We start from the raw sequence: 21441 nt of genomic DNA, 5'->3' as shown, positions 1-21441 counted from the left end.
GGTAATCGAACGTGGCACCGGAGGCGCAGGCTAAAGTGCTACTTTATGGAAACGCAACAGGATAGGTCGGCGTATATCGCGACTCTCGGATTCCCCTCTTGGTGATCATCGGCGGGCTGATTGGTTATTTCGCACCTGAGGTAGTCTCGCCAATTTCTGGGTGGGTGACACCGCTGCTTGGCATCATCATGTTCGGCATGGGCCTGACACTGCAGCCTGTTGACTTCGCTTTAATTCTCAAGCGACCGTTACCGGTGCTGATTGGCGTGGTAGCCCAATACGTCATCATGCCGTTGCTCGCTGTGCTTATCGTATGGGTGCTCAATCTTCCGCCGGAAATTGCGGTCGGAGTGATCCTGGTGGGTTGTTCACCTGGCGGAACCTCGTCGAATGTTGTGAGTTACTTGGCGCGAGGTGACGTGGCCCTATCGGTTACTATGACATCTGTATCCACTGTGCTGGCGCCTTTCTTCACGCCTCTTCTGACGTTGTGGTTGGCTGGCGAAATGATGGACGTTTCGGCCGGAGCCATGACATGGTCGATCGTTCAGGTCGTCCTGATCCCGGTTGTCGCCGGTCTGGTTGTTCGGTTGCTTCTGCCTAGCATTGTCAAGGTAATCGAACCAATCTTGCCGTGGGCATCGGTCATTGCGATCTCCATGATTGTGGCGATTGTGGTGTCCGGATCACGTGAGCAACTGGCTTCAGCCGGCTTGGTGGTTCTGGTCGCGGTGATCCTGCACAATACGCTCGGCTACCTATTGGGCTATCTCACGGGCAAGGCAACCCGCCAACCCGAAACCGCCAGCCGGACGATGGCTGTCGAGGTTGGTATGCAAAACTCCGGCCTGGCTGCGTCGCTGGCGACACAGTACATGACTCCGCTGGCAGCTTTGCCAGCTGCCGTGTTTTCTGTGTGGCACAACTTGTCTGGAGCAGTGGTGGCGATGGTGTTCCGCAGCGTGGATAACCGGTCGGCACAACGTGGCACCCTCACGCGGCACGCAGAATAAGAGGGAACTAGACTATCTGCCATGACTGCGTATGACCTGATGGATTACGACGATGTACTTGACAAATTTGACCCCGTGATGGGGCTTGAGGTACACGTCGAGCTAGCCACCGAGACCAAGATGTTCTCCACCGCCTCCGCACATTTCGGTGCGGAGCCAAACTCGAATGTGGACCCGGTGTCGCTGGGCTTGCCTGGCGCACTTCCCGTGGTAAACGCTAAGGGCGTTGAATGGGCCATCAAAATTGGACTGGCGCTGAACTGCAAGATTGCAGAATCCTCACGGTTTGCACGCAAGAACTACTTCTACCCAGACCAGCCAAAGAACTACCAAATTTCGCAGTACGACGAGCCCATCGCATACGACGGCTACCTGGATGTGCTGCTGGACGACGGCACCGAGTGGCGCGTAGAGATTGAGCGTGCACACATGGAAGAAGACACCGGCAAGCTCACCCACATCGGTGGCACGTCGGGGCGCATCCATGGTGCGACCGCTTCATTGGTGGATTGCAACCGCGCAGGTGTCCCACTGATCGAGATTGTGACCAAACCAATCATTGGTGCTGGTGCACGCATGCCGGAGATCGCGCGCGCGTATGTGAGCGCGATCCGTGAGCTGGTCCGAGCCATCGGCGTGTCCGATGGCCGGATGGACCAAGGCACGATGCGTTGCGACGCTAACGTGTCGCTGCGCCCACACGGCCAGGAGGAATTCGGTACCCGTACCGAGACCAAGAACATCAACTCCCTGAAGTCGGTGGAGCAGGCGGTGCGTTTTGAGATGCAGCGTCAGGCGCAGGCCATTGCGAATGGCGAGGAGATTGTGCAAGAAACCCGCCACTATCAGGAAACTGACGGCACCACTTCGAAGGGGCGCCCGAAGGAAAACTCTGACGATTACCGTTACTTTAATGATCCCGACCTGCCGCCAGTGTTCGCACCTGCGGAGTGGGTGGAGGAGATTCGTTCCACGCTGCCCGAGATGCCATGGGTGCGTCGCGCGCGGATCCAAGAGGAGTGGCAGCTGCCGGAGGCGGAGTTCCGCGACCTCGTCAATGCTGGCGCGCTCGACCTCGTCGTAGATACCGTCGAGGCGGGCACCACGCCGGATGAGGCGCGGGCATGGTGGGTGTCATACCTGTCTGGTAAAGCGAACGAGCTGGACAAGGACCTTGACGCGCTTGGTGTCACACCCGCAGATGTTGCCCGTGTGGTTGAACTGGTTAAGGAAGGCAAGTTGACCACTAAGCTTGCTCGCCAGGCACTTGACGGTGTTATTGCGGGGGAGGGCAACGTTGATGAGGTCGTCGCTAAGCGTGGCCTGGAGGTTGTGCGTGACGACGGAGCTATCGAGGCTGCTGTCGACGAGGCATTAGCGGCAAACCCAGACATCGTCGAGAAGTACAAGGCAGGCAACACCAAGGTCACCGGTGCCATCGTGGGTGCTGTGATGAAGGCCACTCAAGGTAAGGCTGACCCGAAGGTAGTCAACCAACTGATCGCGAAGAAACTGTCGTAAAAGCACCGTTCAATGGTGAACCAGTCCCTTGCACAGGTGCCTGTACGTGTGCCTGTACGTATGCAGGCGCTGGCACGGTAATCTTTCGCATTACTTTAGGAAACCCTGTACGTTTGTTAACGGCCAAAATTCGTTTCCTATAAGTTAAGGACTGATTCTGTGAAAAGAAGTATCACAATAGCTTTGGCATTCGTGGGACTTCTCGTCGGCGCAGGTTTTGCAACCGGCCAAGAAGTTGTACAGTACTTCGTCTCGTTCGGATATATGGGCCTAGTCGGCGTTGTCATCGCGGGGATAGTCATGGTGTTCTCCGGTGCGGTGCTATTTCAACTGGGTTCGCACTTCCTTGCTGGAGATCACAACACGGTGTTTAAAAACGTTGCGCACCCGTATGTGTCAAAGTTCTTGGACATCACCACTGTGGTCACCCTGTTCGCCATCGGTTTTGTGATGCTCGCAGGTGCAGGTTCTAACCTTGAGCAACAGTTCGGCTGGCCTACTTGGGTTGGGGCCTGCATTATGACAGTACTGGTGTTGATTTCTGGCCTGCTCGACGTTGACAAAATCACCAATGTGATCTCGTCGATCACTCCGTTCATCATCATTGCGATCATTGTGGCATTCGTGATCACTTTGATGAACTTCCCGGAAGACACCAGCCAGCTCAATGAGATTGCAATGCAGCAAACTTCTGCGATGCCACACTGGTTGCTTTCTGCAGTGAACTACACCGCTATGGCTTTGATGCTGGGTGTGTCGATGATGTTGGTGATTGGCGGCAACCAGTCCTCGTCACGCGCCGCGTTTCGTGGCGGGATCCTGGGTGGCATAATTTTCTCCCTGATGCTGCTGGTATTAGCATTCGTGATCTTCTTCAATATCGACAAGGTCGGTGGCCTTGACTTGCCACTGCTGGGAGTGTTCGATGCGATGCACCCTGCTGTCGGTTTTGTGGTTTCCTGGATTATCTACGCGATGATCTATAACACAGCAATCGGCATGTTTTATGCCTTGGCGCGACGCATTACCACGAACAATCCAGAAAAGTTCCGAGTGGCATTCTTCGCCGTGACCCTGGCCGGCTTCGTCGTGTCCTTCTTGGGCTTTTCTAACCTGCTGGGCTGGGTGTACCCAGTTATCGGTTATATCGGCATGGTAATGATTGCGGTGACTTCTCTGTCGTGGATTAAAAACCACCGCCATATCCTTCGGGAAGCAGACGTGCGCGAGCGCATGACAAAACTCGCAGAGCAAAAGCTCAATCCTGAAACACCTGATCTGACAGAACAGGAAAAAGATGAGGTGCGCGAGCTGGCCCGTGATTCCCTGGTGGATGGAAAGGAGCTGTGGGAGTCCGTCCAGGACGACGTCGCCGAGGATCTTTCGCTAAGTTCCGACGATGGTGCCGGCTCAGCGAAGGGTGCGATGCAAAACTAGAGATTATTCGGCCCGGTGAGGGCCTGGGCACTTACTTTCTTCTCCCTGAATCACTGTGCCGAGATGGATAACCGCGCCGCGTACTAGGCGCGGGGTAAGGCAGGTGGGTCCAGTTTCTTGAGAATCTTCTGCAGTAGTACCCCGAATTGCTCCGCTTCCTCCTTGGTGAGCGGGTCGAAAACGATCTCGCGGACGCGTTCGACGTGGCCGGGGGCTGCGTTGTCGAGGAAATCCCACCCCTCGGGCGTAACCGAGGCGATATTGGTGCGCCGGTCTTGCTCATCTGGATTGCGTTCCACCAGGCCACGCTTTTCCAGCCTTCCGACAACGTGGGATAGCCGTGAGGGCGACATTTGTGTTCTGCACGCCAGTTCGGTCATCGAAAGGCGTCCGTCGTCGGCAAGCGAGACCTGCGCGAGCGTAAAGTAATCGTGCAGGTTCATCTCGTTGTCGGCCTTGAGTTGTTCGTCGAGACGCGTGGGCATCCACGACGAGACAGCCCACAGGGCAAGCCAGGTGTCTGTTTCTTTTTGATTGAGCCAGCGCGTCTTGTCCATACTGAGAATAATAAGCCGGATTCGGATGAAACTTAAATGTTGCAGATTAACGCGCCCAGCCAGTGGGGCCGGTGGGAGGAGACGATTAATGTGGGCATGGCGATTATCAGGCCGACCGCACCCGGCGAGCGCCGCAGAACATGGCGGGCGGGGATTCGGCAAAGCACTGCTGACCAACCTGGCACGCATCACCGTCGACAACGACTACCAGCGCGTTGAATGGACTGTGCTGAAATGGAATACGCCCTCCATCAACTTCTATGAGTCAATGGGGCGTATCCGCTGCAGGAATGGGACACTTTCCGGCTTACCGGTGAAGTTCTGCGTCACGCTGGAACGGCTCCGGGTGCTTAACCTCTTCGCCTGCTGGCACCGGCCCTGGCAGGGTAGTACCAGCCGAAAATGGTGAACCAGGCAGGTGGTCGCGGCCGTGTGGCTCCATGATTGTAGACATATCTGGGCCGGCCGGTACGATCTGTGTGGGGTTCACCTCGGCATGGGTGATGAAGTAGTGCTGCTTGATTTCCGTGAAATCGGTGGTGTCGCCAAAGCCCGGTGTTTGGAATAGCTCCTTCAAGTACCCCCACAGGTTGGGAATCTCGGTGATCTTATGCCGCGAGCACTTGAAGTGGGAATAGTACACCGGATCAAAACGCACCAGGGTAGGGAAGAGGTAAATATCGGCCAGGGTGATGTGCTCGCCCATCAAGAAGCGTCGGGTAGACAGGCGCTGCTCAAGCCAATCCATCGCTTTCCAAAGGCGCTCGTACGCTTCGTCATAAGCTTCCTGGGAGCCGGCAAAGCCGCAACGGTATACGCCGTTGTTGACCTCATGGTAGATCTCCGTGATGATCGGTTCCATCTCCTCGCGTAAGTGTTCCGGATAGAGATCGGGTGCACCCTTGCGGTGGAACTCGGCCCACTGGTCGATGAAATCGACGGGGATCTGCGGGAAGTTATTGGTGACCACTTTGGCGGATTCTTCCTCAACGATCGCAGGCACGGTAATTCCGCGCGGGTAGTCCGGGAAGCGGTTAAAGTACGCCTCCTGCAGTCGGTGGATACCGGTTACTGGGTCTTTTTCTCCCGGATCAAGGTCGAATTTCCAGGAGCTTTTGCCATGAGTAGGGCCCGCAAGACCCAAGGAAATCACGTCTTCGAGGCCGAGTAGGCGGCGGGTAATGATGGTGCGGTGCGCCCACGGGCAGGCACGCGCAGCCATGAGGCGGTAGCGGCCTGGCTCGACAGGCCAGTGGAAAGTATTGTCGCCGCGTGGCTGAGGTTGGGTACCTGGTTGGATGTCCGCGACGATGCGGTCTTCGATATAGGTGGTGTCGCGGACAAACTCGCCGTCGGGCGATGCGTTTTGTGCAGGTTCGTCATGATAGTGGTTGGTCACAGCTAGCTCCATTCATTTGATGTTATGTCAACAAGTGTAGGCGGGGGCCAATGATGTGTCAATCAGTTAATTTTTCTTGGCGCGCCGTTTATGCTCCCGAATCCCGGTACGTACCTCGTCTAGGTTTGGGCTTATGAGTAGCAAACTTCCCCCCGATAAAAACCCACGGTACGACGATTATCACCAAGTTGAAGACATCAACGATATCAACGAGCTCGACGTACCAACCTACGATTCCCAGCATAAAACCGAAACCATCTATGACCGCACTGGTCGCGCCGCGCCAGAACATATCGACCCGGCAGATGCCAACACCACCATATTTGAAACACCGGTCACAACCACGTCATCGACCGCGCTTAACGACGATTACACCGCGCCTGCCACAGTAGCTACGGATGTGCCCATTGCCTATGACGACGAAGTGGTCGTCGAAAAGCAGATCGAGGATCCACGACGCGGAACCATCGACCTGGGACTTCTGATCCTGCGCATTCTAGCCGGAGGATTCCTCATCCTTACCTCGGTGGCCACCTTTTTCCGCTTGGGAGGAAACGCGGGGCTTAGCGGACTTGATCAGGCGTTTGCTGGCTACGCGTACGGTAATATCCTCGCGGTTGCGCTGCCGACAGCCCAGCTGGCTGCGGGTGTGTTCCTGCTGCTCGGCCTGCTCACGCCAGTCGCTGCCATGGTGGCAACGGTAGCTACCGGGTTTATGGCGCTGCACGCGATCGCCGCTGAAGGTGCCGGGTTCAACGTCTTCGCGTGGCCGGAGACCGTGTGGCTGGCCGTGATTTTGCTGGGGCTGTCCGTTGTTTTGCAATTCACCGGCCCTGGTCTCTACTCATTTGATACCGGCCGCGGCTGGGCTCGCCGCCCATTAGCCAGCTCCTGGATCTTTATCGTCCTAGGCATCGCCATTGTCATCGCCGTGTGGATCTTCGGCACCGGGATAAACCCGTTCGCCTAGTGGCTGACTCGCCTGGAGAGACACTTGCTTGATCGCCACTGCCAGCGAGATCAGCATAGCAATTGCCAGCCAGACAAAGTCGCTGACCAAAATCTTTTGCCAGATAGCCAGTTCAAACACGGCAATCTGATCACCAAACCACCACTTTGGTGGGTTGGTGAGCACCAACACCGCCCACAGCGCAGTCACCACTGCCAGGGCGGTGTTTCCTGTGAAAGCGGTCAGTAAACGCCACACCACCACCGGCAGAATCAGTGCGAGCCACACCCAGTGATGCGACCAAGAGACCGGCGAGATCAGCAGCATAATCACCGAATTCACTAAGATCGCGTCAACGTTCATCCCGCGACGTAGCAACGCCACCATCAACCACCCACCGAGCACAATGGTGATCAGTGACAGTACTAGCCAGAGCACGTTGACCAGTGTGCCGTATGCCTCCAGGTGCTCCTGGGACTGCGCAAATCGCATCAGCGCTCCTTTAATGGAGCTATTGGACTGGTACGTAGAGTCCACCCCAAACTCGTTGCCTGAGCCCATACCCAGCAGTGTGACGGAGAAGAACTCTACTGTGGCGTCCCACCGCACGGCGGCAGCAACCAGTGTTGCCGCAACCGCAGTAAGCGCTGCGACGAGGATTGCGCGGAACTCCTTGCGTAATAAGAAATACAGGCACATGGCCAGCGGCGAAATCTTGATGGCCGCTGCGATCCCAATCCAAAAGCCACGCGGTAAGTAGCGTTTGCGCGGCACCAAGTCAATGAACACAAGCGCCATCAGCACGATATTGATCTGTGCGAAGCCTTGGTTAAGCACCACTGGTTCGATGAGCATGCCGGCGACCCATGCGATCGTCGTGACGCACCAGCGCAGGCCACGTTCGGCGTGCGGCAGAAGTGCCTTGAAAGCGAGGTAGGCGCAGAGCAATAGCAGCGCATCGGAGATCACGATCATGATGTCGCCGGCCAAGGAATCCGAGATGACATGCGGGGTTAGCGGGCCGAGCGCGAGTGCGCCGAACGGCGGATAGATGAAGGGCAGCGCTAGATCACCGGCGTACATGGGCTCGGAATACACCTCTGCGCCGGAAAAGAAGGCGCGGGAGCCCTCCCTGTAGATAATCATGTCTACGGGGAAATCGGTCTGTGCGATGTGCGTCCATATCACACCCAAGCCAGCACCAAAGCCCACCACCGTCAGAAACTTGACAATGATGGGCAATAACTGGCGGGTGTCACGATCGATCATTTGTGACAGTCTAGTCCCGTGTGTAGTGCTTGGGTCTAATCGACTTGGCGCACCGCGCCTTTATCAGCACTAGTGGCCATCTTTGCGTACGCACGCAGGGCCTTCGAGACCTTTCGTTCACGCTTCGGGGTCCACGGCGCGTCGGAGGCTTCCATCGCTTGACGACGCTGCTCCAGCACCTCCTCATCCACATCGAGGCTGAGCTCGCGCTTATTCACTGAGATGGAAATTGTGTCACCGTTTTCGATCAAGCCGATCAGGCCCTTGTGTGCCGCTTCAGGGGAGATGTGTCCAATGGATAGACCTGAGGTGCCACCAGAGAAGCGACCATCGGTGATCAAAGCACACTTCTTGCCCAGGCCTGCTCCTTTCAGGAAAGAGGTAGGATGCAGCATCTCCTGCATACCTGGGCCGCCGGATGGGCCCTCGTAGCGGATTACCACAACCTCGCCGGGTTGGACCTCGCGGTTAAGGATCATGGAGACAGCCTGTTCCTGGGAATCCACCACGCGTGCTGGGCCGGAGAACTCCCATAGTTCTTCTTCCACACCGGCCGTCTTTAGGATTGCACCGTTCGTAGCGAGGTTGCCGCGTAGAACGACAAGGCCACCGTCAGACGTGAATGGGTGATCGGTGTCGTGGATGACACCATTGACGGAATCGGTGTCTAGTTCCTCCCAGCGGTTGGATTGGGAAAATGCCTCCGTAGAGCGCACACCACCAGGGGCTGCATAGAACAACTCCGTGGCGTCGTCAATAGCCTTGCCACCGCGGATGTCCCAGTCATCCAGCCACTTATCGAGGGACTCATACTTGACGGAGCGGACGTCTTTGTGGAGCAGATTCGAGCGGTTGAGTTCGCCCAAGATCGCGGGGATACCGCCAGCGCGGTGGACATCTTCTACGTGCGCGGTGCCGTTTGGCGCCACCTTGGACAGGCACGGGATCTTATGGGACAACTCATCAATGTCAGACAAGTCGAAGTCAACTTCGCCTTCCTGGGCTGCAGCCAAGGTGTGCAAGATGGTGTTGGAAGAACCACCCATTGCCATGTCGAGCGCCATCGCGTTGCGGAATGCGTTGCGGTTGGCGATGCTACGAGGTAAGACAGAGTCATCCTCCTCGCCGTAGTAGCTTTGGCACAGCTCCATCACGGTTTCGCCAGCCTTGATAAACAGGTCGCGGCGAGCTGAGTGCGTCGCAAGGGTAGTGCCGTTACCCGGCAGCGAGAGACCAAGTGCCTCGGTCAGGCAGTTCATCGAGTTGGCGGTGAACATGCCGGAGCATGACCCACAGGTAGGGCATGCTGATTCCACAATCTGATTCAACTCTGCGTCAGAAACGTTGTCATCAGCGGAGTAGGCAATCGCATCAACCAGGTTGGAGTTTGTTTTGGCTACCCCGTTGGCGACAACAGCCTTGCCAGCCTCCATTGGGCCGCCGGAGACGAAGACGGCCGGGATATTCAAACGCATTGCAGCGTTGAGCATGCCCGGGGTGATCTTGTCACAGTTGGAAATACACACCATGGCGTCCACGGTGTGTGCGTTAACCATGTACTCCACAGAGTCCGCGATGATTTCACGGCTGGGAAGTGAGTAGAGCATGCCACCGTGGCCCATTGCGATGCCATCATCGACAGCGATCGTATTAAACTCCTTTGGCACGCCGCCGGCAGCGCGGACGGCGTCAGCCACGATGTCGCCAACATTTTTCAAATGGACGTGACCTGGTACGAACTGGGTATAGGAGTTCACAATGGCCACGATTGGTTTACCAAACTCATTTTCTTTTGTACCCGTCGCACGCCATAAAGCGCGGGCACCCGCGGCCTGGCGGCCAACGGTGGTGACCTTCGAACGAAGGGGGAAGACCATGTCACTCCTTAGTGGGTTGTGAGTCAAACGATTGTGGTGAGTGTCCTTCGTGAAAATCACTCTTTTTACTGGCCTCGTAGGCCTCGTGTTCCTCTTTGGACATCAACACTTGGCGCCCATCTTTATCAATGACGGTTACCTTGCCGTCTACAGAGGCGAGCCCTTCAGTCAAGACATCAGGGATCCGTCCATCTGACGCCTCCTCTAGACGTGGCAATGAGTTAAACGTCACACCAGGCATGGAATATTCCCTGCCCTGTTTATCGCGAGCTAATGCTTTCGAGCCTTTGAAGGCAATACCGTCAAACTCCTCCCACGGCAGAGTGACGTTTTTTCTCCACAGGTAATTGATGGTAACGCCGCGATCGTCGATATGTGTGTGCGCCTTAAACACCCACACGAGGAAAAGAATCGGAAATATGAGCAACCAGCCGAGCGCCAAAGGCGCCCAACTGATTCCGATGAGCGCGATGCCCGTCATTAAAAGGGTGGCAATAACGTGCGTACGTTCGGGCCGAAAATAGGTGGAATCCGGCCTCTGCTCTGCGGAACTCATAGAACATATGCTAGCTAACCGGGTTTGCGGTTTGCGCAGGGGCCGTCGTCGGAGCGGTCAACGTTGGTTCTTGTAGCGAGTTTTGGGCAGTTGTCGCAGGGGGCTGGGTCTGCTGCTGAGTGGGTGTGTAGGGCTCCTGGTCGGGTTGCTGGTTCGGGTCTTGTGGGGACGGTGTGTTGTTCTGCGCATCTGGCGCGTACTGCCGGGTGGACTCGCCGGTGGGGGTTTCACCGTAGTCTGGCGCCGTGGTGGGCTCTCCAGGCTCAGTAGTCGGGGAGGGCTCGGGTTGAGGCTGCGACGTCGTTGGGACACTTGTTGGCTCAGAATCTAGCTCCGAGGTGGGCGCAGGCGAGACCGGCGGTGGTGCCAGGATGCCGGAGACAAGCTCGTCATTATATGTGCCTGAGGCCGTCAGCCCACGCAGCACCAATAGGACGAATAAGACCAGGAGAAGAACTGCCGTTGAGGGGCGCATGCGCCGACCAGCAGTAAATACGTCGTGGAGCGTCGAGCGGGGCTTCGTGGCAGTGGTGTCCTGGGCTTCCTGGGCTTCCTGGCCCTTGTGATCTGAGGAGGCATCGTCAGCAGCAGGGTCGTGTCCGTCCTTAGTAGCGAACTCGGTGGGCACGTGAGAGGCGGCCCTCACCGTTTCTGTGGCTTCCGTGGCTTCCGTAGCTGGCTGCGCCTCGCTTTTATTCTCTGGTGTTTCCTGCAGGTGCTCGGTAGGGGTGTCGTCGTGAAGCGACCTGCGTGATACAGGTGTGTCTGAAGTAGTGGCCTGATGGATGAGTGTGCCGTCCACCGTGGTTGCAGAACCATACTCGTCCCAGAATTCATCCAAGATCGACATTCTGATGGCGCGTTCAACCAACCACTGTGAACCGGCCTTGACCTGGATCATGAAACGCATATCCACAGTCCACGGCATACCAACTGTAGCCGGGGGATCAACACTGACAGCAGGGTGCACATCAAGATCACCGATCACCTCCGGTGCAATGTCTTCCCGTGCAAGCGCGCGACGGGTAGCAGCTTCTGAACGCTGCAACGCCTCAGCCGCACTGGCTGATCCCAGCAGGGGCACGGGCATGACAACGACCGCCCGCGACCAATAATTCGACCTATTGATAGCCACCCGCGCCGTGGAATTCGGGATGTTCACCGTGGATTGGTCGATCGTGCGGATTTGCGTCGAGCGCATCGTGATTTGAATGACGGTGCCTTCGACGTCGACACCATTGCCTGTAAACGCCACCCAGTCGCCCACGCCGTACTGTTTTTCTGACAGGACGAATAAGCCGGCGAGGAAATCTGCAATGATCGATTGCGCGCCAAAGCCGACCGCTGCGGAGACCACGGTGGCGGGGATCGCCGCACCTGCCAGCGAAAAGCCAAACTGTTGCAGAATTAAAACCGTGATAATGAAGAAAGCTACAAGTTGCGCAACATAAACGCCGACGCCTGCCAGGGCGAGCTTGCTTTTCGCTTCTTCCTTATCGCTGTCTGCTTCGACGCGGCGTTCCAGCACGCGCGTGATCAAGCGCCCGGCGCGGGGCACCAGAAAGGCGATGACTATGAGAATTGCGATATTCAGGCCGGAGTCGGCCAGCCATCTCCAGATCGAGGCAAAGAGGTATTCGAAAGGCATAGCGCTCACGACGATAGCCCCTAATACGTGTAAGTTTCTGTGAACCGTGTATGATTTAGCTCATGATCATTTTGCGACTAGTAGTGGTACCGACGCGGCGCCTGCCGTGACGGTGAGAAATCACTTCTCGTCGTTGTGACAAGCGCCCTCGACAGCACCCACCCACAGTGCCTGTACGAGGGCTTTGTTATGTGGTCGCGCATCATACGGCTAAACAATGTCGCCCCCACACCCAGGAGGCGATGAAACGTTTAACTTTTCGACTCTTTTATTTAAGGAGCTATAGACAGTGGCAGCTTCATTTAAGCCATCGCCGGCAACGGCCGCCAAGAAGGCGGCTGGTGCTGGTTCAGAGCGCATGACCGGTGCCGAAGCGATCGTCCGCAGCCTTGAGGCGTTGGGCACCGACCTCGTGTTCGGGCTTCCCGGCGGAGCGGTGCTCCCGCTTTACGATGCGCTGTACGCCGCAAAGGACCTGCGTCACGTGCTCGTCCGTCACGAGCAGGGTGCGGGTCACGCAGCCGAGGGGTACGCGCTTGCGTCCGGCCGCGTCGGTGTGTGCATCGCTACTTCCGGCCCCGGTGCTACGAATCTGGTGACCGCACTTGCCGACGCCAACCTCGACTCCGTTCCGATCGTGGCCATTACCGGCCAGGTGGGTTCCTCGCTGCTGGGTACTGATGCCTTCCAGGAAGCCGATATCCGCGGCGTGACCATGCCGATTACCAAGCACAACTTCATGGTGACCGACGCCAACGATATTCCGGAGGCTATCGCAGCTGCGTTCCATCTGGCAGAAACCGGCCGTCCAGGCCCGGTGCTTGTCGACGTGCCTAAGGATGTTCAAAACCAGGAGATCGACTTTGTCTGGCCGCCGGCCATCGATTTGCCGGGCTATAAGCCGGTGACCACTCCGCACTCCCGGCAGGTGTCTCAGGCGGTTCAGCTGATCGCCCAGTCTGAACGCCCAGTGCTCTATATAGGCGGTGGTGTGATCAAGGCCAATGCACACGAGCAACTGCGCAAGTTCGTCGACTATACCGGAATCCCTGTGGTGACTACCCTGATGGCCCTGGGTGCCTTCCCAGATTCCCACGAATTGCACATGGGAATGCCCGGGATGCACGGTTCCGTCCCTGCTGTTGGCGCGATGCAGGAATCGGATCTCCTGATTACTATCGGCGCACGTTTCGACGACCGCGTGACCGGCGACCCTGATGCGTTTGCGCCGGGTGCGAAGGTAATCCATGCTGACGTTGACCCAGCAGAAATTGGGAAGATCCGCGCCGTTGATGTGCCGATTGTGGGCGACGCCAAGGAGACGCTGCACGCTCTTCTGTCTACCTTTGAGAAGTCCAAGAAGGTGGACAAGCCCCAGATCAAGCCGTGGGTTGACTACCTACACGGGCTGAAGGAACGTTTCCCCCGCGGCTACGATCCGCAAGATGACGGCTCTTTGTCTCCGCAATTTGTCATCGAGACCTTGAGTAGGGAAGCAGGCCCGGAAGCAATCTACGTTGCTGGTGTGGGCCAACATCAGATGTGGGCCGCACAGTTCGTGGATTTTGAAAACCCACGTACGTGGTTGAACTCTGGCGGTCTGGGGACGATGGGCTACGCCATCCCGGCAGCCGTGGGTGCTAAGGCTGCGTGCCCAGATAAAGAAGTGTGGGCTATCGATGGGGATGGTTGCTTCCAGATGACTAACCAGGAAATCACCACTGCAGCAGTTGAGGGATTCCCCATTAAGGTTGCTTTGATTAACAACGGCAACCTCGGCATGGTCCGCCAGTGGCAGACTCTGTTTTATGAGGGGCACTACTCCAACACCAAATTGCACCAGGACACTCACTACGTGCCAGATTTCCTGCAGCTAGCAGAGGCGCTCGGTGCTGAGGCAATCCGGGTGACCAAGGAAGAGGAAGTGCTGCCGGCAATTCAGCGTGCGCGCGAAATTAACGATCGTCCCGTTGTCATTGACTTTGTCGTGGGTGAGGACGCACAGGTGTGGCCGATGATTGCTGCCGGCTCCTCCAACTCGGATATCGAGTATGCCCGAGGCCTGCGCCCATTCTTCGAAAACGAGGATTCGGCGGCGGCTGCTCCGGCAGACATCGACGAAGCCATCGACGACGCTGCACAGCAGAAGGAGAACTAACCATGAACGAGATCACTCGCAACATCCTGTCTGTCCAGGTCCAGGACGTCGACGGCATTATCTCTCGTGTGACGGCGATGTTTACCCGCCGTGGCTTCAACCTGGTGTCGTTGGTGTCTGCGAAGACGGAGACTGAGGGCTTAAACCGCTTAACTATCGTTGTTGATGCCACCGATCATCAGATTGAGCAGATGACCAAGCAGCTCAACAAGATTATTCCGGTGATCAAGGTGGTCCGACTTGAAGACGAGACTACTATTGCTCGTTCGTTGATGCTGGTGAAGGTCAACGCGACTAATTCGAACCGGCCACAGGTGGTCGATGCCGCGAACATCTTCCGTGCGCGCATTGTCGACGTCGCCCAGGATTCCGTTGTCATAGAGGCAACCGGTACACCTAGCAAACTCAAGGCTTTCTTGGACGTGCTTGAGCCGTTTGGGATCCGTGAGCTGATTCGCTCCGGTGAGATTGCGTTGAACCGTGGCCCGAAGACGATGGCGCCTTCGAAGTAAACGGCAAATTGCTGTTAACTGATCGCTGACACAAAACTATTTCGTGGCATAATCGGCCACTAAGAACTTTAAATCTAAGAAAGGTGAGTGCAACACTCATGGCAATTGAGGTCTTTTACGACGACGATGCTGATCTGTCCATCATCCAGGGCAAGAAGGTGGCCATCATTGGCTATGGTTCCCAGGGCCACGCACACGCAATGAACCTGCGTGACTCCGGTGTCGAGGTCGTCATCGGCTTGCGCGACGGCTCCAAGTCTGCTGAGAAGGCGAAGGAAGCCGGCTTCGAGGTCAAGAGCAACGCGGATGCGTCCGCTTGGGCTGACGTTGTGATGCTGCTTGCTCCAGACACCTCCCAAGCGCAGATCTTCGAGCGGGATATTGAGCCCAACCTCAAGCCGGGTAACGCGTTATTCTTTGGCCACGGCCTGAACATCCACTTTGACTTGATCAAGCCAGAAGACAATATCGTGGTTGGCATGGTTGCGCCGAAGGGCCCAGGTCACCTGGTACGTCGCCAGTACGTTGACGGCAAGGGTGTTCCTTGCTTGATCGCTATCGATCAAGACCCAGAGGGCAATGGCCAGGCTTTGGCTCTGTCATATGCTTCCGCAATCGGTGGTGGCCGTGCGGGTGTTATCCCAACCACCTTCGAGGCGGAGACTGTCACCGACCTGTTCGGTGAGCAGGCTGTGCTGTGCGGTGGCACAGAGGAACTAGTCAAGATCGGTTTCGAGGTTCTCACCGAGGCTGGCTACGAGCCAGAGATGGCCTACTTCGAGGTGCTGCATGAGTTGAAGCTGATCGTGGACCTGATGTTCGAGGGTGGCATTGCCAACATGAACTACTCCGTGTCTGATACCGCTGAGTTTGGTGGCTACCTCTCCGGCCCTCGCGTCATTGACGCAGGTGCGAAGGAACGCATGAAGGATATTCTCACCGACATTCAGGACGGCACCTTCACCAAGCGCCTGCTGGCCAACATTGAAGGTGGCAACAAGGAGCTTGAGGGTCTGCGCAAGGAAAACGCTGAGCACCCAATTGAGGAGACCGGTGCGAAGCTGCGCGACATGATGAGCTGGGTCAAGGTTGAGTTGACCGACACCGCTCACTAATTCGTTTTTCTGCCGGGCGCCCCACACAACCAACGGAGGTTGTGTGGGGCGTTATCGTTCCCACCAGTAGGTTTTCAAAAGCTTGTCAATAAGGGTTTGTCTGGGTAGTCTTTAAGGCATGGCTATTCACGATCACCAGGGTGGACATGCTCATGCTCACGCCGAAGACCTTCAGACGGCGTCGATGCGTGCTCTAGTAACCGCGTTGACGCTAACGTCCGTGGTATTTTTTGCCGAGCTCATTGGTGGTGTCATTTCTGGATCTATGGCACTGCTTGCCGATGCCATGCACATGCTGGCCGATGCCACCGGCCTCATCATGGCGGTTATTGCAGTGTTTGTGGGGCGAAAAGCTGCGTCTCGCCGTGCAACATACGGCTACCGCGGCGTTGAAGTGATGGCTGCAGCGATAAATGCCGTCACAGTGATAATAATGTCGGTGTGGATCGTGGTTGAATCGGTCATGCGCGTCGGTTCGGACACAGAGATCCGCGTCGGCTTGATGTTTTCGGTAGCCGTTGTGGGGTTGCTCGCTAATGCTGCCTCTGCGTGGGTGCTTTCCCGGCAGCGCCGTCATTCTCTCAACGTCGAAGGGGCATTTCTTCACGTGATTGCGGACTTATTAGGTTCCATCGCCGTGATCGGAGCCGCGGCAGTCATTCATTTCACCGGTTTCACCTGGGCAGACACGGTGGCATCTGTGGCCATCGCCGCCCTGGTATTGCCTCGCGCAGTCAAGTTACTGCTTGCGTCGTTACGCGTGCTCTTGGATCAAGTCCCAGACGGGGTGGACATCGATACCATCCAACGCGATCTTGCCACATTAGACGGTGTGGAAGCGGTACATGATCTGCACGTGTGGTCAACAAGTGGGACGGAAGCGCTGGCAACATGCCACCTCGTCGTACCGCATGGTGCCTGCACAGGGCCGATACTTGATGCTGTGCAAGCACGGCTGCGGGGGCATGGAATCCAGCATTCGACGATACAGATCGAGCACCCAGAGCATCTGGATCACGAACACGTGTGTTAAAGATGCGATCAAACCGGGTGTGGGTGCGCGGAACCGGGTGTGGGGCGCTAAGGTAGGCTACATGGGTTTTACCACACCAAGCTACTCTCTACCAGACCTATTTGATCGTATCGATCGCAATGAACTGCAGCTGCCTGATTTTCAACACGACCTGATCTGGACATTAGACAGAATCCGATCAGTCATCGGGGCCGTGTTGCGTGGCTATCCTATCGGATCGCTGCTCGCCCTGGATACCCGCAATACCCCCACCAGGTTCAAACCTGTTCCGGTCAAGCGCGCCCCAGACCGTAATGTGGACCCAGGGCTGCTGTTGCTCGACGGGCACCAACGCGTAACCGTCTTGTATCACGCGCTGCAAGGTGATGGTTTTGTCGACACGGTCGACTATCGCGATCAGCCAATTCGCCGCCGCTTTTATGTTGACGTCCGCCTGGCCGTAAGTGCAGAGACACTTCCCGACGAAGCTGTTTTCTCTGTGGATGAGGAAGGCCAGGTGCGCTCCCACTTCGGGCCGAGCATTCCGCAGGGGCTTTTGACCCGCGAAGATCTGTTGAACAACTACGTCGTTCCAGTTTCCTACCTGTTGCATGAAGAAGGCAATGACCTGCTGTTTGAGATGGCGGCGCATTCTGACGACACACAGATCCGCGAGGACGTAAAGAAGTTTCATAATCGTGTGCTGCGCGCCGTTTCGGGTTATTACATTCCGATGATTCGACTGAACCGGGACACACCACAGTCCGGTGTAGGCCAGATCTTTGCCCACGCAAATTCATCCGGCCACCGGATGGACGTGTTTGAATTGCTCACCGCAGTGTTTGCTAACGAGGATCCGAACTTCAGTTTGGCAGACCACTGGGCAGATATAGAAAAGCACCTGCGCCAACATCCGGCACTCGACGGGATTGGGCGCATCAGCTTCCTGCGTGCGGTATCCCTGCTGGTCACTGGCCGCAAGGGCCAGGCGACCGGACACCGTGGTGACATCCTCAACCTCACCTTGTCCGACTATCTCAGCGCCTCGGCAGAGCTGGTCAACGCGTTTGATCAGGCAGCGGTGTTCCTCGCAAAGCGGTGCATCCTGACCACCGATCAGGTACCGTACACAGCCCAGCTTGTCCCTCTGGCTGTCCTGCTTGCTCGCCTAGCAGAAACCCCCGGTATTCTAGACAATATTCAGGCCCGTGACCGGCTGAATCAATGGTTCTGGTCGGGCGTGTTTGGGGAGCTGTACGGCGCGTCCGCGCCAACCACCCGTGCTGGCCGCGATACGGATCAGGTCACAGCCTGGATGAAGGGCGACACTGACGAAGTGCCCAAGACGGTACGCGACGCGGAATTCCACGAATCGCGTCTGGTTTCCGCCACGAAGGACTCTGGAGTATACCGCGGTATCTATGCGCTACTAATGGCGCGCGGTGCGCGGGACTGGCGCACTGGTGACCAATTCAATCAAGAAACGCTTCGAGAACTCGAACCCGGCTTTTGCCAGATCTTCCCACAACAGTGCTGTGAGCAGCAGGGAATCGCGCCTGAGCTTGCCGTCTCGGTGCTGAACCGCACGCCAATGGGCAAAAGAACGGAAATCATGCTTGATGGGGGAGAACCCAAGCGTTACCTGCGCCGTATCCAGTCGAAGTCCATTATGGAAGACGATGAGTTCGACGCAGTGCTAGCAACCCATGAGCTGCAGCCAGAGCATCTATTTGGCACCCAGTGCCACGAGTTTTTCGAGGACCGTCGCGAACGCTTCGTCGGCATGGTGGAATACGCCATGGACAAACCTGTGATCCGAGATGGTGCGGAGACTTAGCGCTCTAATTATCTGCGCGGCCCTCCTTGGTGGGTGTGCACCGGAGGTGGAGCTGGATCCGATTGACCGAGCGCGCGCAACCAACCAGAACCGTTCGGTCAGCAAAGATTTTCCGGACCATCCTGTGGTTATTGAAGACCCATTTGGGTTTGAGACATCGCGGCTCTTTTTCGAGAGTTCAGAAACAGTCATTGTGGTCGATGAGACTGTGACCGCTGGTTTGCGTGGCGCCTCGATTGCGATGGTGGCGCACGCCCCGATGCTGGTGTACAAACCTGACAAGCACCGGGACATTGTCAATGAGATTGAGAGGCTTCGGGCTCACACGATTCTTACTGTGGGCTTGGTGTCTCTTGCTCCGGCGCAGGGTACGGTGCGGGTGATCCGTGACCCGGGAGGATGGGAAGCGCTTGGGGAGATGACTGCCCTGGCCTTCGATGTTGTTGACGTGGACCACCCTGGATCGGCGGTAGCAGCCATCGCAGGTGCCGACGAAGATCACCCCGTGTGGTTGCGGGCCACCTGGGCTGATCCGGTTGTTGGCCCACGTGCTGAAGCACAGCCGTTTCCAGCGCAAGCTCCGCGCGATGCAGATATGGCCCCGAAGGTGGTGGCGTTGGCAGAATCCGATCTCGCAGCTGTCACAAATGCCCGGAGCTTCGGTGCTCACGTCAGCCTTGTGGTTGACCCCAATCCGGTGAGAAGCCGCGATACACTGCGGCAATTGATCGGATTATCCAACCGGCCTTTGCTTGCCTTGGGGCAGGAGTTCGGGACCGCGGAGGGCCTGGCGGCGCGAATCCGCGCGGGTGAGGCCAGAATTCGGGCGGAATGAACCACGTGAGCAGGGTGTGGGGGTATTATAGCTTCGGCAGTTCGCCACCGACTATCTTTAGTGATCTCAGGAGACAATTTCGTGACTAAACCCGTCGTGCTTATCGCTGACAAGCTTGCACAATCTACCGTCGACGCACTAGGAGATGCCGTAGAGGTCCGTTGGGTTGATGGACCTAACCGCCCCGAGCTCCTCGCCGCTGTTCCTGAGGCAGACGCATTGCTGGTGCGTTCCGCAACCACCGTTGACCGAGAAGTCCTCGAAGCCGCAACCAACCTGAAGATCGTTGGCCGCGCTGGTGTGGGCCTGGACAACGTGGATATCGAGGCAGCAACTGAGCGCGGTGTGATGGTTGCCAATGCGCCAACCTCCAATATTCACTCTGCATGTGAGCACGCGATTGCGTTGCTGCTGTCCACTGCGCGCCAGATCCCCGCTGCGGATAAGACTCTGCGCGACGCCGAGTGGAAGCGGTCCTCTTTTAAAGGTGTGGAGATCTTCGGCAAGACCGTTGGCATCGTTGGTTTCGGCCATATCGGCCAACTGTTCGCACAACGCCTGCAGTCTTTCGAAACCACGATCATTGCGTACGATCCCTATGCCAACCCGTCGCGTGCAGCGCAGATGGGTGTCGAGCTTGTTGAGCTTGAAGACTTGATGGCGCGTGCTGACTTTGTCACCATTCACCTGCCGAAGACCAAGGAAACTGCGGGCATGTTCGATGCGGATTTGCTGGCAAAGGCGAAGAAGGGCCAGATCATCATCAACGCGGCGCGTGGCGGGCTTGTCGACGAGCAGGCTCTTGCTGATGCGATCACTTCGGGACACATTCGTGGCGCAGGTTTCGATGTTTATGAAACCGAACCTTGCACCGACAGCCCGCTGTTTGCTCTCGACGAGGTTGTTGTTACCCCGCACTTGGGTGCATCCACCGTGGAAGCGCAGGACCGTGCAGGTACCGACGTAGCAGACTCTGTGCTTAAGGCATTGGCTGGCGAGTTTGTGCCTGACGCTGTTAACGTGTCCGGCGGTTCGGTCGGCGAGGAGGTTTCTGCCTGGTTGGAGTTGGCGCGCAAGCTGGGTCTGGTTGCGGGCAAGCTGCTCGACGAGGCAGCTGTGTCCCTGAAGGTGACCGCACGCGGCGAATTGTCCACCGAAGACGTCGACGTTCTCGCGCTCTCCGCTGTTCGCGGCCTGTTTTCGGGCGTTACTGATGAGCCTGTGACATTCGTGAACGCCCCGCAGCTCGCTGAGGCGCGTGGTGTGGAATATAGCGTGGATACAGAGACTGAGTCTGAGACCCACCGCTCCGTCATCGAGGTTCAAGCTGTGTCCGCTTCTGGTGAAACCGCCTCTGTGCGTGGCGCGTTGACCGGTCTTGAGCGCATCGAAAAGATTGTGCGCATCAACGGCCGTGGCGTCGATATGCGCGCCGAGGGGCAAAACCTCTTCCTGCGCTACACCGACCAGCCTGGTGCCTTGGGGAAGGTTGGCTCGAAGCTGGGTGAGGCAGATATCAATATTGAGGCCGCAGCCCTGACGCAGGCATCGAAGGGTGACGGTGCCATTTTGATCCTGCGTGTTGAGCGTGAGGTGCCGGAGGAACTCGAGGAAGCAGTGGCGGCGACCGTGGGCGCGAACTCGCTGCAGTTGAACCTGGACTAGGATCGCAGACTGTCATCGCAGGCTGTGTCGAGACTGCTGCTAGGATTTGGGCAGAAATCGGACGGTTGGAAAGGACATCGT

The 21441-nt window shown here is 57.1% G+C and carries 17 protein-coding genes and 1 pseudogene; 12 read left to right on the top strand and 6 right to left on the bottom strand.

Annotated elements, in window-relative coordinates:
• The first annotated feature begins 45 nt into the window (after positions 1-45).
• The 3 genes and pseudogenes from CKV99_RS06420 (at position 46) to CKV99_RS06410 (ending at position 3971) form a co-directional block, all read left to right on the top strand.
• Positions 46-1013 (top strand): annotated as a pseudogene (locus CKV99_RS06420) (bile acid:sodium symporter family protein).
• A 21-nt stretch (positions 1014-1034) separates the two neighbouring features.
• Positions 1035-2534: an Asp-tRNA(Asn)/Glu-tRNA(Gln) amidotransferase subunit GatB gene (gene gatB, locus CKV99_RS06415; RefSeq protein ID WP_092257215.1), complete on the top strand. Its 1500-nt coding sequence runs from the start codon at positions 1035-1037 to the stop codon at positions 2532-2534.
• Positions 2535-2693: 159 nt separating this feature from the next.
• Positions 2694-3971: a YkvI family membrane protein gene (locus CKV99_RS06410; RefSeq protein ID WP_231910200.1), complete on the top strand. Its 1278-nt coding sequence runs from the start codon at positions 2694-2696 to the stop codon at positions 3969-3971.
• An 83-nt stretch (positions 3972-4054) separates the two neighbouring features.
• Here the strand turns inward: CKV99_RS06410 and CKV99_RS06405 are convergent, their stop codons facing one another.
• Positions 4055-4528 carry a MarR family winged helix-turn-helix transcriptional regulator gene (locus tag CKV99_RS06405; protein WP_092257221.1) on the bottom strand — a complete coding sequence of 158 codons (474 nt, stop codon included), beginning with the start codon at positions 4526-4528 and terminating at the stop codon, positions 4055-4057.
• A 25-nt stretch (positions 4529-4553) separates the two neighbouring features.
• On the opposite strand from CKV99_RS06405, the gene CKV99_RS15100 reads away from it, so the two are divergent.
• The gene (locus CKV99_RS15100; protein WP_408607555.1) at positions 4554-4937 is read left to right on the top strand and encodes a GNAT family N-acetyltransferase; all 384 of its coding nucleotides are present in this window, start codon (positions 4554-4556) and stop codon (positions 4935-4937) included.
• On the opposite strand, the gene CKV99_RS06395 is transcribed toward CKV99_RS15100, so the two are convergent.
• Positions 4836-5927 carry a glutathione S-transferase family protein gene (locus CKV99_RS06395; protein WP_231910199.1) on the bottom strand — a complete coding sequence of 364 codons (1092 nt, stop codon included), beginning with the start codon at positions 5925-5927 and terminating at the stop codon, positions 4836-4838. The genes CKV99_RS15100 and CKV99_RS06395 overlap by 102 nt on opposite strands.
• A 133-nt stretch (positions 5928-6060) precedes the next feature.
• Between CKV99_RS06395 and CKV99_RS06390 the strand changes: the two genes are divergently transcribed.
• Positions 6061-6897: a DoxX family protein gene (locus tag CKV99_RS06390; RefSeq protein WP_092257227.1), complete on the top strand. Its 837-nt coding sequence runs from the start codon at positions 6061-6063 to the stop codon at positions 6895-6897.
• Here CKV99_RS06390 and CKV99_RS06385 read toward each other — a convergent pair.
• From CKV99_RS06385 to CKV99_RS06370, 4 genes are read right to left on the bottom strand one after another with little or no spacing between them, the layout of a single operon-like run.
• Positions 6835-8145 (bottom strand): glycosyltransferase family 87 protein, encoded by a 1311-nt coding sequence (locus CKV99_RS06385; protein ID WP_092257229.1) that lies wholly within the window; start codon positions 8143-8145, stop codon positions 6835-6837. The two genes, CKV99_RS06390 and CKV99_RS06385, sit on opposite strands and share 63 nt — an antisense overlap.
• A gap of 35 nt (positions 8146-8180) precedes the next feature.
• Positions 8181-10022, bottom strand: a complete 1842-nt coding sequence (gene ilvD / locus CKV99_RS06380) for a dihydroxy-acid dehydratase (RefSeq protein ID WP_092257232.1) — start codon at positions 10020-10022, stop codon at positions 8181-8183.
• 1 nt (position 10023) lies between these two features.
• Positions 10024-10578, bottom strand: coding sequence for a PH domain-containing protein (locus tag CKV99_RS06375; protein ID WP_092257235.1), 555 nt, complete (start codon positions 10576-10578; stop codon positions 10024-10026).
• 10 nt (positions 10579-10588) lie between these two features.
• Positions 10589-12226: a mechanosensitive ion channel family protein gene (locus CKV99_RS06370; RefSeq protein ID WP_092257237.1), complete on the bottom strand. Its 1638-nt coding sequence runs from the start codon at positions 12224-12226 to the stop codon at positions 10589-10591.
• 289 nt (positions 12227-12515) lie between these two features.
• Here CKV99_RS06370 and CKV99_RS06365 point away from each other — a divergent pair, with 289 nt between their 5' ends.
• From CKV99_RS06365 to serA, 7 genes are all read left to right on the top strand, one after another.
• Positions 12516-14384, top strand: coding sequence for an acetolactate synthase large subunit (locus tag CKV99_RS06365; protein ID WP_092257240.1), 1869 nt, complete (start codon positions 12516-12518; stop codon positions 14382-14384).
• 2 nt (positions 14385-14386) lie between these two features.
• Complete coding sequence (ilvN, locus tag CKV99_RS06360) at positions 14387-14896, top strand: acetolactate synthase small subunit (RefSeq protein WP_092257243.1); 510 nt, start codon at positions 14387-14389, stop codon at positions 14894-14896.
• A 98-nt stretch (positions 14897-14994) separates the two neighbouring features.
• Positions 14995-16011: a ketol-acid reductoisomerase gene (ilvC, locus tag CKV99_RS06355; RefSeq protein WP_092257246.1), complete on the top strand. Its 1017-nt coding sequence runs from the start codon at positions 14995-14997 to the stop codon at positions 16009-16011.
• A 118-nt stretch (positions 16012-16129) separates the two neighbouring features.
• Complete coding sequence (locus CKV99_RS06350) at positions 16130-17044, top strand: cation diffusion facilitator family transporter (protein WP_092257249.1); 915 nt, start codon at positions 16130-16132, stop codon at positions 17042-17044.
• 61 nt (positions 17045-17105) lie between these two features.
• The gene (locus tag CKV99_RS06345; RefSeq protein ID WP_092257252.1) at positions 17106-18860 is read left to right on the top strand and encodes a GmrSD restriction endonuclease domain-containing protein; all 1755 of its coding nucleotides are present in this window, start codon (positions 17106-17108) and stop codon (positions 18858-18860) included.
• A gap of 46 nt (positions 18861-18906) precedes the next feature.
• Entirely contained in the window at positions 18907-19695 is a 789-nt protein-coding gene (locus CKV99_RS06340) for a hypothetical protein (protein WP_231910198.1), read from the top strand.
• A gap of 81 nt (positions 19696-19776) precedes the next feature.
• Positions 19777-21360: a phosphoglycerate dehydrogenase gene (gene serA, locus CKV99_RS06335; protein WP_092257257.1), complete on the top strand. Its 1584-nt coding sequence runs from the start codon at positions 19777-19779 to the stop codon at positions 21358-21360.
• Positions 21361-21441 lie beyond the last annotated feature (81 nt).

Source organism: Corynebacterium cystitidis, from assembly GCF_900187295.1.
GTDB classification, from domain to species: Bacteria; Actinomycetota; Actinomycetes; order Mycobacteriales; family Mycobacteriaceae; genus Corynebacterium; species Corynebacterium cystitidis.
Note: the sequence above shows the minus strand (reverse complement) of the source record. Positions and strands in the feature narration are given on the sequence as shown.